The following is a 13,640-nucleotide window of genomic DNA, read 5'->3' as shown; positions in this document are numbered from 1 at the left end:
GCTTGTTCGAATCGAGCCCCGTGGCCCGGGGCTGCACCTTGGAGAGTCGTCATGAGCGGGGCGGGACCGGCGGAGCGCATGTGGAAGCCGAGCAGCGAAGAGGGTGGGGAGCTCGCGGGCCGGTGGTGGCAGTGGGCCATTTCCGCGCCCGACGACCGCAGCCCGGTCAGGGACACGACGGGTGAGCATGCCGCCTGGAACCAGCCGGACGACCTCTGGTTCCTGGCCGGCACCTACGGCGGGCGGGTGGTGCGGCACTGCGCGGTCCCCTCGGACCGGCCGGTCTTCTTTCCCGTCCTCAACATGCAGCACCCCCGGTCGTATTCGAGGGTGCCTCTGCGCATGACGGCGACGGAGGCCACCGCCTCCCTCAACAGCGTGCCACTGCCCTTGCGGGAGTTCACCGCGCCGTTCATGACCGGAACGACCCAGCGCTACGCCTGGGGAATCTGGGGCGGCTTCGAACCACTGACCCCCGGCCAGTACGTGCTGGAGATCAAGGCCGCGGCGACGAACGGCTTCTGGGTCGACACGACCTACCACCTGGAGTCGACGGCCCCCTGAGCCGGCGGCCGGAGGGACGGGCGGCGGCTTTCCCGTGGCCGCCGCCCGACGCCCGGCCGAATTCTCCGCGTCCGGCCGCAGCGACAGCCGGGTCCGTCCGTCCCGATCCGCCGGACAGCCCCTACGCATGGCAGGTACATGGCATCATGCTGAGCGATCTCGTGAGCCCACGAGGAGCACGGTCAGCCCGACTCCCTGTCATTCTGCGGAGGTTGCTCATGCGTCGCCGATTCACCGTCCCGCTCGCCACGGCCGCTCTGTCGCTCCCCCTCGTCCTGCTCCCCGCCGCGTCCGCCTCGGCCGCCCCGGCGGACAAGCCCCAGATCCTCAGCTCCTGGACCCAGACGAGCCTCTCCAGCTACAACGCCTGGAACGCCGCCCGCAACAACCAGGGCGCCTGGGCCGCGTACGGCTTCGACTGGTCGACCGACTACTGCAGCAGCTCGCCCGACAACCCGTTCGGCTTCCCCTTCCAGAACGCCTGCGCCCGCCACGACTTCGGCTACCGCAACCACAAGGCCGCCGGCACCTTCTCCGCCAACAAGTCGCGCATCGACTCCGCGTTCTACGAGGACCTCAAGCGCGTGTGCGCCGCGTACTCCGGAGCGAAGCTCACCGCGTGCAACAGCACGGCGTGGACGTACTACCACGCCGTCGACATCTTCGGCGTGGCACCGGCGAAGGCCAACTCCGACGGACTCACCCGGACCGCCTGACCGTCACCGACAGCGCCCGGCGGACCCGGCCGGCCCCACGAGCGGGACCGGCCGGACGCGACGAGGGCTCGGAACAGCGCGTCCTCCGCGCCCTCGCCGAGGTCCGAGCAGCCCCGCGACGCCAGTTGCTCCCCGCGCCTGCGGACGGCTTCGGCGGAGGGCCTCGGCAGGTCCGGGTGCTCGGCCGGCTTCTTGTGCGGGCCGAGGTGGACCTCGTCGGCGTACACGACTTCACAGGGCAACGCCCACGGCCGGACCTGTGAACAAAGTCAATGACCGTAGTAGCCTGCGCATGCACTGCGGCCTCGGGGACACCGACCCGCCCGGGACGCCGGCCCGCCCGGGACGCCAAGGACCCGGAGAGCCTCGATGAGCGCATCACGCCCCGTCCCGGTAAGCCTGGCCGGGATCGCCCGGATCGCGGGTGTGGGGCGGGCGGCCGTGAGCAACTGGCGCCGCCGCCACGACTCGTTCCCCGTGCGGATCGGCGGCTCGGACGTCAGTCCGCAGTTCTCGCTGTCCGAGGTGGAGCAGTGGCTGCGCGACAACGGCAAGTCGGCGAACGCCGGCGGACGCGAATTCCTGTGGCCCGGGTTCGAGGCGCTGGGCAGCCGGGACGAGTCCGGGCTCGCCATCGCCGAGGCCGCGCGCCGCATGCGTGCGCCCGGAGCGCGCACCACCACGGCCGGTCTCTCCGCCGAGGCCGGGGAGGCTGCTGATCGACGCCACCCGGGCCGGACGGCCGGGCAGCCGTGAACAGGGACCGGACCGGGAGACCCTGACCGCCTTCGTGCTCTCCGCCGTCGCGCGGCTCGACAGCCCGGAGCGGGAGCTGCCCGGGGACGCGGCGCGGGTCTCGCTGCCCGACCTGCTGGACGACGAGGTCGACGTCACCCCGGGCCGCCACACCGGGTCGGGCGGCGAACCGTCCGGGGCGGAGCTCAGCGCCTCCTGGCAGGAGCTGACCGGGGCACTGGGCGAACTGACCGCTCTGGCCACCCATCTCTCCGGGCTCACCCTCACCGGCTCGGGGCCGCGGACCACGGCCACCGTGGGCGACCTCGTCAAGGCCGGGGCCCTCACCCTGCACGCGGGGCAGCAGCCCTCGGACACCGCACCCCCGTCCGGCACCTGCGGCACCCCGCTGCTCACCGTCCCCGATCTGCTGCTGGAGGGCGCCCCGGGCCGGCTGCTGGCACCCGGTGCCGCCCACACCGTGGCCGAGGAGGGCGATGTGATCGTCGCCGGTGTCGTCCGCGCGTTCCGGGCCTGGATCCACCAGGGCCCGGCCGTCGCCCTGGGCTCGCAGCTGTACGCCCTGCGCGTGGACCCGGAGATGCTGGACGCCCACTTCCTCGCCGGGTGCCTGCGCGCACCTGCCAACGGACGTCAGGCCGGAACTCATGCCTCCAGCTCCTCCCGAGTGGACGTCAGAAGGCTCCAGGTGCTCCGGCTCCCCCTGGACGAACAGGCCGCCCACGCCGATGCCTTCCGCCGTCTCACCGACTTCGAGCGGCTGCTGAAACGGGCCGGTGAAATCGGTGGAGGGCTGGTGAACGACGCCGGGGACCGGATCGCCTCCGGCGGACTCACGACCGCCCGCAAGACCTGATCCGGACCCCGGACGCACCATCCGCCGCCCTCCAGTGGGTTTCCAACTCCCGGACTCGGTAAGAGCTTTGATGAGCCATCATCGAATCGGGCGGGAAAAGGCGGGCACGCAGTGCCCGCACCTTACGAAGGAGGCGCCAAGTGCGTAGTCAGGTGCGCGCGGCGGACGGGCGGCATCTGGTGGTGGAGCGTCTCGGGGATCCCCGCGGCAGACCGGTCTTCCTGCTGCACGGCATGCCCGGCAGCAGGCTCGGTCCGGCTCCGCGCGGCATGGTCCTGTACCAGCGCAAGACCCAGCTGATCACCTACGACCGGCCGGGCTACGGCGAGTCGGACCGGCTGCCGGGGCGCTGTGTCGCCGACGCCGTGCAGGACGTGCGGGCCATCGCGGACCATCTGGGCCTCGAACGGTTCGCCGTGGTGGGCCGGTCCGGCGGTGCCCCGCACGCCCTGGCCTGCGCGGCGCTGATGCCCGAGCGGGTGACCCGTACCGCCGCGCTGGTCGGACTGGCCCCCTGGGGGGCCGACGGTCTCGACTGGTTCGACGGGATGGCCGCCTCCAACGTGCTGGCGTACTCCACGGCGGCGGCCGATCCGGACGGGCTCGCGGAATCGTTCATCTCGCGGTCCGCGGTCATCAGGAAGAACCCGGTGCGGCTCATCGACGATCTGCGCCAGGAGCTGACCGAATCCGACCGGATGGTGGTCAACGACGTCGGGGTCCGCACCATGCTGCTGCGCAACTACCGTGAGGGGCTGCGCACTTCCGCCTGGGGCTGGATCGACGACGCGATCGCTTTCAGCAACCCGTGGGGCTTCGATCCGGCGGACATCACCGGTCCGGTGATGCTGTGGCACGGCGAGAAGGACGTGTTCTCGCCGGTGGGCCACTCGCGCTGGCTGGCCGAACGCATCCCGAACTCCACCGTCGTGGTGGAACCGGCGGCAGCGCACTTCGACGCGCTGCACGCGCTGCCCAGAATCCTCAACTGGCTGCTGGACCCGCCCGCCGAATAGCGGGCGGACCCGGCGGTCCGGGAGCGTCCGGGAAGAGCCGGACGCTCCCGGGGCTCACACCGCCGTCGGTTCCAGTTCGCGCTCGAACCGGTCGTCGTCCCGGGCGATCCGGGTCATCGGATGGTCGTCGCCGAGCTGACGGGCCAGCTCCTCGACCGTCTCGGACCTCAGCCGCAGCGACTCGTCCTTGCGCCCCATCGCGTCGAGCGTGACCGCCATGTTCGACGTCATCGCCAGGGTCTCCGGGTGATGCGCCCCCAGTACCCTCCTGAGCTGCCCGGACACCTTCTCCTCGGTCTCCAGCACCAGATCGAGATCGCCCCGCTCCGCCGTCGCGTTCGCCAGGTTCATCACGCAGAACAGCGTGTTGGGGTGCTCCGGCCCGTACACCTCCCGCATCGCGGCGACCGCCCTGGTCAGCACCCGCACCGACTCCTCGGACGCGCCGCTCCCCGACTGGTAGACGCCGAGATTGTTCAGCGCGGCGAGGGTGTACGGGTGTTTCTCCCCCGGCACCTTCATGTACTGGTCGACGACCTCCTGTGCGGTGTCCCTGGCCTCGGTCGCCTCGCCGGCCGCGAACAGGTCGGCCGCCAGATTCAGATCGCAGGCCAGCGACTCCGGGTTGGCGGAGGTGTATTTGGCCCGGTACCTGGCACGGGTGGCCACCGTCAGCCGGCGGGCGTCCTCCAGTCTGCCCGCGCGGCGCAGCGACACCGCGAGGCTCTTCGCCGCGCTCAGCGTGCCCGGGAAGGCCCGGCCGAGCGTCGCCTTGTAACTGTCGTACGTACGGCTGAGGATGCCGACCGAGTCCTCGTACCGCCCGACGTCCCGCAGGTCACGGGCCAGGTTCATGGCGGAGGAGAGGCTGTAGGGGTGTTCCGCGCCGAGCACCTCGACGCGCCGGTCGAAGACGTCCTGGTCGATCTCGCGGGCCTTGGCGTACTGGCCGATCGACCGCAGGGTGAACGCCAGGTTGTTGGCCGCCGCCAGCGTTCTCGGATGCGACTCGTGGAAGATCTGGTTGAACCCGTCGGTGGCCTCGGTCGCCAGCTCGATCGCCCTGGTGTACTCCCCGAGCGTGCCGAGGTCGGTCGCCAGGCTGCTGGTGCTCATGTACGTGTGCGGGTGCTCCGGGCCCAGGACCTCCCGCTGTGTCGCCAGGGTGATCTCGTCGAGCTCCCTGGCCTCCACGTAACGGCCCCGCGAGCGGTAGATGTTGGAGAGGTGGAAGCAGAGGTAGAGATACTGGATGTCCCGCTCCCCCAGCGTCTGACGCCAGATCTCGCGCAGCTCCTCGCAGAGCGTGGTGGCGGTCCGGAAGTCACCGCGCTTCCAGAGGTAGCGGACCCGGTCGATCAGCAGCCTGCGGGCCTCGGGCTCCTTGCAGTTGCGGGCGTCGGACGGGCCGAGGTGCGGCCAGATGGTGGCGAACTGCGGCCAGGTCGACGGGTTGTCGATCGGCTCGTCGTCGTCGGGCCGGGCGCCCGCCAGGATGCGGTGGACGGCATGCCGGGCGTCCCGCTGCTCCTCCTCGGTGAGCTGCGCCCGGATGACCGCCTGGACGAGCCGGTGCACCTGGATGGAGTTGGACACCTGGTCGACCTTGGCGAGGGCGAACCGGCCGATCTCGCGGATGACCCGGCCCAGCACCAGCTTCTCCTGGAGCGAGGCGTCGTACGGCTTCAGCGCCTCGATCATCTCCTTGCTGTACAGGAGGTTCCCCGAGATGGGCTCGGGTGCGAAGAAGGCGCAGAGCTGGAGCAGCCGCACCGCGGCGGGCGAGCGCTCCTTGAGCCGCTGGATGGAGATGTTCCAGGTAGCGGCGACCGGCTCCGGGTATCCGGCCGGCTGGTTGAGCGCCAGGACCTCGGGGGCCTGCTGGGCCAGCTGTTCGAGATAGGTGTCGATCGGGGTGGCGGTCTCCGCGATCCAGGCCGCCGCCTGCTCGACGGCCAGCGGCAGGTCACCGACGGCGGTGGCCACCTGGGCGGCGTCCTCGTCGCTCAGCCCCGGGGCCCGGCGCTGGAGGTGCTCGATGGACTCCTCGCGCAGGAAGACGTCGACCGGCAGCGCGTCGCCGTGCTGGGACCACGCCTGGTTCCGCGAGGTGACCAGGATGTGGCCGGAGCCGCCCTGCGGGAAGTAGCGCCGAAGCCGTTCGGGGTCGTCGGCGTTGTCGAAGACCAGCAGCCAGCGGTCCGAGGGCACGCCCCGCCGCAGCAGGTCCACGGCCTCCTGGGAAGCGGCCGCCATGTCGTCGCCGCCCTGGGCGCCGAGCCGTACCGCGAGCTCGGCGAGCGCGGCCACCACGTCGTCGGTCTGCTCGGAAGATATCCACCAGACCAGGTCGTAGTCGGCCATGAAGCGGTGCACGTACTCCAGGGCCACCTGGGTCTTGCCGACGCCGCCGAGCCCGTACAGGGTCTGCGGCTGCGGCAGCACCACGGCCATGCCGCCGCCGAGCTGGTCGCGCATCCGTTCCAGGACCAGGGAGCGGCCGGTGAAGCCGGGGTTGCGCGGCGGGGCGTTCCAGATCCTGGGGACGGTGCCAGGGAAGCGCGGTCCGGGCGAGACGGCGTCGGTGAGCTGCACGGGCCGGTCCAGGGCGCGCAGCAGGGCGGCGGTGGCGTGCACCTCGTCGAGCCGGAAGAGGTCCACGGGGTTGCGGTCGATGTAGGGCGCGGAGAGCCGTACGTCACCGACCCTGAGCGGCAGCAGATGGCGCCGGCCGCCGCCGGGGTCCTCCGCGACGGCCCGGTCCCAGAGGTTCACCGCGCGCTGTGACTTGAGGTAGGCGCTGGAGAGCAGCACCACGGTACGGGCGGCGTTCTCGGCGGGCGCCGGCTCCGCGGACTCCCGCTGGGCGGACACGTCGCGCGGTACGACGCGGAACCCGGCCCGGGTGAGCACGGACTCGATCCAGTCGGCCCACATCCGGTTCTCCGCCACATAGCTGAGGAAGAGATCGGCCGGCAGCGCGGGCCTGCGCCGGGTGAACGCGTCCCGGATGCGCAGCCGTACCTCTTCGCCGACCGGTGGCATCGAGGTGATCTGCTGGTCGGTGATGACGGAGGTGAGGCGTTCGAAGGCGGAGAGCAGCGAGTTGGTGAGACCGGCCTCGTCGCCGAAGGTGGCGAGGGTCTCCTCGTACGCGTAGTAGGGGCGGTACGGGATCTCCACCGCGCCCCAGTAGGCGGTGAGTTCGTCCCCGGACAGGTTGCGCGGCAGCCGGTCGAACTTCAGCCGGGCCAGCGCCCGGCCGGCGTCCGCCTTCTCCTTCTCGCCCTCGTCGATGCGCATCGGGACGGGGAAGATGGAGATGGGGCGGCCGGTGTAGCGCTCGGAGATCTGCCGGGCGACGGAAGCGGCGCCGTCGATGGACTGGTCGCTGAGCGTGAAGCAGTCGACGAGGACGTCGGGGAGGTGGACGGTGCAGATGTCGGCGATGTCGCTGAGGCCGGTCCGGCTGTCGATGAGGACGTAGTCGTAGTTGGCCTTCATGTCGTCGCGCAGGGCGTCGAAGAAGTGACCGCCGCCGAGCCGGTCGTAGAAGTTGTCCCAGTCGAAGGTGGAGACGGTCGCGGAGTATTCGCGGTTCTGCCGCCCGGCGGAGACGAAGTCGAGCGTGCCGCCCTGCGGGAACTCCCAGCCGAGCGCCTCCGGGGCGAGGGAGACGGCGTGCGGCTGGATCCGGGCGTAGTCGCGGTGCCAGTCGTCGGCGCGCTGGACGGGGCTGGTGGCGGCCCACGCGTACTCGGTGATCAGATCGATGACGCCGGTGGTGGCACCGAGTGTCGACGGGTCGAGGAACGGGTGGAAGAAGCGGTGGAGCCCCGGTGCCTCCAGGTCCCAGTCGACGGCCAGTACCCGTTTTCCGTTGGCGGCGAGTATCCAGGCTGTGTTGGCCAGGGCCATGGTGCGCCCGGTGCCGCCCTTGTACGAGTAGAAGGTGACGATGCGCCCGTCACGACTGGCCGTCATCCGTGTCCTCCGCATCCGTCGCAGGGTCGTGTGTCTCGGGGATGTAGTTCGTCTGGGCCATCGGCCCCATCAGCCGCGTCCGTTCGGTGTGTCCGCCGCCGGTGGCCGGTGGGTACACCGCCGCGTGTCTCAGGTACTGCTGGGCCGCCACCTCGACGACCTGCGGCAGGAGCTGCCCGAAGGCCTCCATGCTGGGGACGCCCTTGGCGGCGGCCCGGCAGTAGGCCCGTCCCTGGCGCATCTTGGTCGGCATGGTCTGTTCGAGCTTCTCGGTCAGTTCGGCCTCGGCCGCCATGCTCTCGTGGTCCTCCCGGTTCCACGGCACGATCATCGTCACCCAGGGGCGGTTCTCGGCGTCGAAGGCGGCGAGCCGCCGGCACCGGTCCTCGTCCTGCAGGGCCCAGCGGTCCACCAGCAGGATCTCCGGCCTGCTGGGCGGCTGTTTGCCTTCCCCGTGCCCGGTCTCCTCGTCGAAGGAGGAGATGGTCGCCTGGTAGTTGAGGGAGCGCACCAGGTCCTCGGCGACATAGGCCAGGGGGCGCGCGGCGGCCGGGTGGTAGGGGTTCCAGTCCTGCGGGCTGTCGCCGTAGTAGTCGGGGTTGCGCCCCGCCGGCAGGTCGTGCCGGGTGGCGGCGGCGATGGTCACCTGCATGGGCCGGGGGCCGCCGACCGAGCTGTTGGGCGGTCCGAAGGCACTGGGAGCCAGCCGGTAGTCGACGGGGCGGCCGGTGCCGATCCTTATGGTGTCGGCGACATTGACGATGCGCTTGGCGAGTTCGTACACCGCACGCTCGTACTCCTCCGCGAAGAGCCGGAGTTTGATCAGCCCGTAGAGTCCGTCACTGACGTAACGGTCGCCGAAATCACGGTGGTTGAACTGCAATCGCTCGGCGGGACCGGGGAGCTGGCTCGGGGGTACCGGCACCCAGAGCGCCGGAACGATCGCCTCGGCCCGCTGGTTGGAACGGGCCCGGTGATGGATGGCGCGCTGGGCGAAGGCGTACCACTCCTTGCCGCACATCTCGCTCGCGAAGTAGCGCGGCGAGAACAGCGGAACGAACACCCGGCAGGTGGCGAGCACCTCACCGAGCCGTTCCGACCAGCCCTCGCCGGAGCGTATCTCGCGGTCTATGAACCCCGCGGGCGCGCCCGCGGGCAGATCCGTCATGGCCAATACATGGTCACAGAGATCCTTGAAGAGGCGTTCGACCCACATATCGGGGTCAGTTCCTCGGCCGTAGCCCGGTGTATGGGCATAACTCAAGAAGAAGTACGGCCGATGGTCCGCCGCTCGCTGCTGCGTCGTTGCGTGCACACGACCCCCGTCCTGTGTGAGCACCCGCATCCGGGGACTGAAGTGAATGCGAGCGAATTCATCATTCCGGAGCGGACGTTGCTCCACCCCCATGGCGTTCGGTCATTCAACGCCGGTTTTCAGTCATACGTTCCCGGGTCCGGCGCAACATTTCCTTGATCGAATTCGGTCTGCGGCTGTTCCTCCCAGTTGTCCCGTGTGCACCAACACTTCACCCGAACCGGAATTCGACCCTCAGATCTCTTTTCGCATCAGATCCAGCAGCCGCTTTCCACTCACGGTCAACTCGGCGGCACCCTCAAGCGTGTCGAGGGCCTGCGGTACCCCCTCCAGACAGCGCGGCTCGAATGCGCCCAACGCCATCCGCTCATAGGTGTCGGTCAGCAACCGGGAAAACGGAACTGATTCTTCCTCCCAAGGAATCCGATGTTCCCAGGAGCCGTCCGCCGCGTAAAGATCCGTGACATCGGCCAGCGCCCGCAATTCGGCCCGCCGCGATCCCCGCAGCAGCGCGATCGCCAGCTCCTCGGCGCTGCCGTCCGCCGCGATGCCCAGCGCGCCGCGGCCGTGCCGGCCCACGGCGGGTTCGGCGGGGGCGAGGCCGGTGAGCGGTGTGAGGGTGGTGAGGCGCCCAGCCATCTCCGCGGCCCGCAGCGGAGCCTTCGTCCCGATCAGCTCCCAGGCGTCAGCGATCCTGCCCGACAGGTCCGCGGCGGTGCGGTCGTCGAGCGCGGCCGCGGCCGGCGCGGCGAAGCAGTCGCGGTACGGGTCGAGGTCGTCGAGCACCAGATCGAGCGCCGGGGCGCACGCCCCACCGGGCACCACGAGCCGGCGCACCGGTCGCCAGCCGGGACCGGCCGTCGACGACAGCGCGATCCGCCGCTCGGCCGGATCCCCCTCGTCCCGCCGGACCAGGAAGCCGCCCTCGACGGCACGCACCCGCGCCGTGCCGCGCTCCGCCGATCCCCCGATCCGCAACTCGCCGAGACCCGGCAGGACCAGCCTGCCGTCCGTGTAGCCCACACCCACCGAGAGGTCGAGACCGGCCCGTACGGCGGCGGCGGCGAGATACGCGGGCAGCCACAGCGCGTCCCGCGTCTCCCCCGGCCGCTCGTGGAGCGCCTCCAGGGCGCGGAGCAGCCAGGTGCGGGTGTACGGGTGGGACAGCACCGCGTCCAGACCCCTGGCCCCCTCCTCGGAGCCCTCGATGGCGGCGGCCAGCTCCCAGGCCCGGGTCCACCGCTCGTCGCCCCGCTCCTCGACGTCGGCGTTCAGCCGGGCCAGCAGCATTCGGGTGAGGTCTCGCTGGGAGGCGGCCAGTTCGACCGGATCGGCCAGCTCGGGCGCGACGAGGGACGCGGCCGTGCGCGCCTCGATGCCGCGCACCAGGGCGGCCAGGTCCTCGCAGTACACGGAGGGGTTGTCGAACTCGCCGGACGGCCCGGTGGAGCGGTACCGGTGGGTGTAGAGACCGCCGCCGCACGAGCGCACGACGGGACAGCGGCGGCAGGTCTCGCTGACGCCGGCCAGCCCGAGCTGACGGGCTTGCACCCCGGGGTGGGCCGCCACCTCGTCGAAGGTGTGGGTGAAGACGTCGAAGCCGGTGGCCGCGGCACCTTCGTAGGCGCTCTTGAGCGAGTCGACCTGCTCCAGCTGGCCGTCGGTCTCGACGACGACGAGGTCGGTCGGGGCGAGCCCCAGGGACTCGGTGAGGCTGGGTCCGCCGCTCAGCGTGGACAGCACCGAGGAGAAGAGCCGCACCGGCACCGGACGCCCCTGCTCCTGCCAGCGGTCGAAGACCGCGAGGAGCCAGTCGGCGTAGGCGGTGGGCGAACCGTCCGGGCGGGGCGGCGGGTCGTCCCAGGTGGCGTGCGGGAGCAGGAAGTCGATGAGCGGCGGGTCGAGCTCGGTGAGCGCGTCGAGGACCGCGACCGGATCGTTCTCGATGTCGATGGTGCACAGGAGCCCGAGATCGAGGTGGCGATAGCGCTCCTGCCGGAGCAGTTCGACGGCCTTGAGGACCAGGGGGTGGCTGCTGCGTCCGTCCGCGTAGCGGCGGTGCCGGTCGTTGGCGGCCCGGTCGCCGTCGAGGGAGATGCCGACCCTGACGTCGAACTCGTCGAAGAGGTCGAGATACCGCGGACTGAGCTGGAGTCCGTTGGTATGGATACGGAGGTCGAGTTCCGCGACGCCGTCGAAGGCGGAGGTGAGCACTTCGCAGACTCGCCGCAATCGGGCGGGCCCCGCCAGTAGAGGCTCCCCTCCGTGCAGGATCACTGACACGGAGGGCAGTGCATGTGCCTTGGCATGCTCGGCCAAACGCTGAGCAGTCCGGAAGATGACATCATCAGAGATTGTTTTGGGCCGGGTTCGCCAGCTCTGATCTGCATGTTCATAGACATAGCAATGGTCACAAGCAAGATCACACCTGCTGTGAACCTTGAGAACGACTTCGCGGAAAGGGACCAGGGGTCCTGTCATTCCACCAGTCTAGCCAGCCCGAAGGGGTGGTCGGAGCTTCGGTTCACGAGGCGTTCGGCTGGTTGTTTCAGAGTGCCGAGTTGAAGGTCGATGCCTGGGTGGGGCGACCGTCCGGCACGGCGTGCACGCGGGCGAGCTTCCGTGCTGCGGCACCGCCGCGGACATCGATCTGGGCGAGCGGCACACGATTCTTCTTCGCAACGGCGAAGGAGAGGGAGGATTCAGAGGTGTTCACGGCCGTCCTTGAGGGGATTTGTTCCGATGGAAGGGTTCCGGACAGGAATGCAGCAACAGTATCTGCACCATTGCAGTGTCCGGCGGCACGACTTTACTCTCATGGCCTCGGTTGGCAACTGAGGACGACCACTTGGAACGAGAGCGTCACATGAGGCCGTCCCGAATCGAACGGAACCACCGATTCCGCCATTGAGGTGACGACATAACCGCAGACGGGAGTGAACATGACGGCGCTTCCCGGGCCGCTCCGGAGCATGGTCTTCAGGAACGCCGATCTTCCGGCGCTCTTTCACCACACGGACGGGATAGCCATTGCGAGGCAGCGGGAGGCGGTGAACACCACCCGCATTCAACTGATTCTCCTGGTCACGGGGGCCGCACCGGCCGCCGTCCCCTGGCACGCCGAGCTGGGTGACACGTTTCAACTCACCGATGCGGTCGGCGCGTTGGCCTACCTCGGTGTCCTGATCACGACGTACCTCTCCGCCCGGCGCAAAGCAAAGTCGCATTGGCAACTGAACCGCTCGGCGGCAGAGTTCATCAAGTCGATGTGCTGGCGTTACTCGGTGCACGGATCACCGTTCGACACCGGAACCCAACACCCCGAGGCGGTGTTCGCGAACCGTCTCGAAGAGGGCCTTCAGGAACTTCGCAAAGTGGGATGGGCCGACCCCCGCGACCTGACCGCCGATTCGGGCGGGCTGATCACCGAATCGATGCGCGAGTTGCGGGACAAGGCGTTCACCGTACGCAAGGAGACGTATGTGCGGGACCGCCTTATCGAGCAGAGAAGTTGGTACCGCAGGCGCCAGGAGGTGTCCCGGCGCGCCACCCTGGTCTGGTCGACCACCATTGCCGCGCTGACCGCGCTCGCACTGGTCCTCGCCCTGCTGCGGACGTTCTCCGTCACCCAGTCCTTCGCCCTGACGGGGGTGCTGTCGGCGGCGGCGGCCTCGTGTCTGGCGTGGAGCGAGATGCGCCGCCACCACCCGCTGATCTCGGCCCACTCGCTGGTGGAGGAGGACCTGGAGGCGATGCAGGTGGCGATGGAGACCACACTGACCGAGCGCCAGTGGCCGGGCGCGGTGTTCGAGACCGAGCGCATCGTCTCCCCGCAGCACACCGACTGGCTTGCCCGACACCAGATGTGACGTGACGTCAGTGATGCCGGGCGGCCGCGGTCAGCCCCGCTCCACGCCCTCGCGCCAGATCACCGTGACCGGGCGGCCCAGGCTGCGGGCGTACGTCACGATGTCGCCCGTGCCGCCGAGGCCGCGGGCCGGCCTGCCGTCCCACACCGCGAGCAGCCGGTCGCAGTTGTCCGCGATGTACGCGCCGGCCGCGTAGTACGCCTCGTCGGTGGAGTGCGGGTAGCCGAGCCGGACCTCCCGGACCGCCCGGCCCTTGAGGGCCCGGTAGCGGGCGAGTTCGGCCGCGTCCTCGAAGCAGGACTCGTAGTCGCCGCTCGGGATCACCACGGTGAGGTCGGCGCCGCAGGCCAGCGCGAGGTCGGCGAAGATCTGGTCCGCCCCCACCGCCAGGCTGGAGAGGGCCTCCAGGGAGCCTTCGAGGCCGCAGAGCGCCGCCCGTAACCCCTCCATCACATGGGCGTGGGCCTCCTGCGGGATGGTGCGATGACCGGTCACTCCGATGCGTTTCACGGACCTGGAACCCCCTGAGGTGTCTGCCGGGGGTTCCGGAGGTCATCCCTCCGG

Annotated in this window: 11 protein-coding genes; 6 read left to right on the top strand and 5 right to left on the bottom strand. The window is 70.1% G+C overall.

Annotated elements, in window-relative coordinates; genetic code table 11:
• Window positions 1-51 precede the first annotated feature (51 nt).
• The 5 genes from ACFVH0_RS29310 to ACFVH0_RS29290 all read left to right on the top strand — a co-directional run bounded on the left by ACFVH0_RS29310 (window position 52) and on the right by ACFVH0_RS29290 (window position 3,908).
• Complete coding sequence (locus tag ACFVH0_RS29310) at window positions 52-564, top strand: hypothetical protein (protein ID WP_385825089.1); 513 nt, start codon at window positions 52-54, stop codon at window positions 562-564.
• Window positions 565-782: 218 nt separating this feature from the next.
• Window positions 783-1,280: a phospholipase gene (locus ACFVH0_RS29305; protein WP_385825021.1), complete on the top strand. Its 498-nt coding sequence runs from the start codon at window positions 783-785 to the stop codon at window positions 1,278-1,280.
• 369 nt (window positions 1,281-1,649) lie between these two features.
• The gene (locus tag ACFVH0_RS29300; RefSeq protein ID WP_385825019.1) at window positions 1,650-2,036 is read left to right on the top strand and encodes a helix-turn-helix transcriptional regulator; all 387 of its coding nucleotides are present in this window, start codon (window positions 1,650-1,652) and stop codon (window positions 2,034-2,036) included.
• 34 nt (window positions 2,037-2,070) lie between these two features.
• A complete protein-coding gene (locus tag ACFVH0_RS29295) occupies window positions 2,071-2,892 on the top strand; it encodes a hypothetical protein (RefSeq protein WP_385825017.1) in 822 nt (273 codons plus the stop codon).
• Between the two features lie 140 nt (window positions 2,893-3,032).
• Window positions 3,033-3,908, top strand: coding sequence for an alpha/beta fold hydrolase (locus tag ACFVH0_RS29290; RefSeq protein ID WP_385825015.1), 876 nt, complete (start codon window positions 3,033-3,035; stop codon window positions 3,906-3,908).
• Window positions 3,909-3,962: 54 nt separating this feature from the next.
• Here ACFVH0_RS29290 and fxsT read toward each other — a convergent pair whose 3' ends face one another.
• The 4 genes from fxsT to fxsA form a co-directional block, all read right to left on the bottom strand.
• Window positions 3,963-7,892, bottom strand: a complete 3,930-nt coding sequence (fxsT, locus tag ACFVH0_RS29285; protein ID WP_385825013.1) for an FxSxx-COOH system tetratricopeptide repeat protein — start codon at window positions 7,890-7,892, stop codon at window positions 3,963-3,965.
• The gene (gene fsxC / locus ACFVH0_RS29280; RefSeq protein WP_385825011.1) at window positions 7,876-9,237 is read right to left on the bottom strand and encodes an FxsC protein; all 1,362 of its coding nucleotides are present in this window, start codon (window positions 9,235-9,237) and stop codon (window positions 7,876-7,878) included. The genes fxsT and fsxC overlap by 17 nt, the downstream gene beginning before the upstream one ends.
• A 204-nt stretch (window positions 9,238-9,441) precedes the next feature.
• The gene (gene fxsBH, locus ACFVH0_RS29275; protein WP_385825009.1) at window positions 9,442-11,688 is read right to left on the bottom strand and encodes a radical SAM/SPASM protein FxsBH, inactivated beta-hydroxylase extension form; all 2,247 of its coding nucleotides are present in this window, start codon (window positions 11,686-11,688) and stop codon (window positions 9,442-9,444) included.
• A 67-nt stretch (window positions 11,689-11,755) separates the two neighbouring features.
• Window positions 11,756-11,923 carry an FxSxx-COOH cyclophane-containing RiPP peptide gene (gene fxsA / locus ACFVH0_RS29270; protein WP_385825007.1) on the bottom strand — a complete coding sequence of 56 codons (168 nt, stop codon included), beginning with the start codon at window positions 11,921-11,923 and terminating at the stop codon, window positions 11,756-11,758.
• A 256-nt stretch (window positions 11,924-12,179) separates the two neighbouring features.
• On the opposite strand from fxsA, the gene ACFVH0_RS29265 reads away from it, so the two are divergent.
• Window positions 12,180-13,076: a DUF4231 domain-containing protein gene (locus ACFVH0_RS29265; protein WP_385825087.1), complete on the top strand. Its 897-nt coding sequence runs from the start codon at window positions 12,180-12,182 to the stop codon at window positions 13,074-13,076.
• 30 nt (window positions 13,077-13,106) lie between these two features.
• On the opposite strand, the gene ACFVH0_RS29260 is transcribed toward ACFVH0_RS29265, so the two are convergent.
• A complete protein-coding gene (locus ACFVH0_RS29260; protein WP_385825005.1) occupies window positions 13,107-13,586 on the bottom strand; it encodes a hypothetical protein in 480 nt (159 codons plus the stop codon).
• Between the last annotated feature and the right edge of the window lie 54 nt (window positions 13,587-13,640).

Source organism: Streptomyces sp. NPDC127117 (assembly GCF_042677325.1).
Lineage (GTDB): Bacteria > Actinomycetota > Actinomycetes > Streptomycetales > Streptomycetaceae > Streptomyces.
The sequence above is the reverse complement of the archived record's forward strand: the minus strand, read 5'-3'. Positions and strand labels throughout refer to the sequence as shown.

Excerpts from the sequence above, each read along its gene's own strand:
- ACFVH0_RS29310 (WP_385825089.1), top strand. The coding sequence starts at position 52 with ATGAGCGGGGCGGGACCGGCGGAGCGCATGTGGAAGCCGAGCAGCGAA.
- ACFVH0_RS29305 (WP_385825021.1), top strand. The coding sequence starts at position 783 with ATGCGTCGCCGATTCACCGTCCCGCTCGCCACGGCCGCTCTGTCGCTC.
- ACFVH0_RS29300 (WP_385825019.1), top strand. The coding sequence starts at position 1,650 with ATGAGCGCATCACGCCCCGTCCCGGTAAGCCTGGCCGGGATCGCCCGG.
- fxsT (WP_385825013.1), bottom strand. The coding sequence starts at position 7,892 with ATGACGGCCAGTCGTGACGGGCGCATCGTCACCTTCTACTCGTACAAG.
- fsxC (WP_385825011.1), bottom strand. The coding sequence starts at position 9,237 with ATGCGGGTGCTCACACAGGACGGGGGTCGTGTGCACGCAACGACGCAG.
- fxsBH (WP_385825009.1), bottom strand. The coding sequence starts at position 11,688 with ATGACAGGACCCCTGGTCCCTTTCCGCGAAGTCGTTCTCAAGGTTCAC.
- ACFVH0_RS29265 (WP_385825087.1), top strand. The coding sequence starts at position 12,180 with ATGGTCTTCAGGAACGCCGATCTTCCGGCGCTCTTTCACCACACGGAC.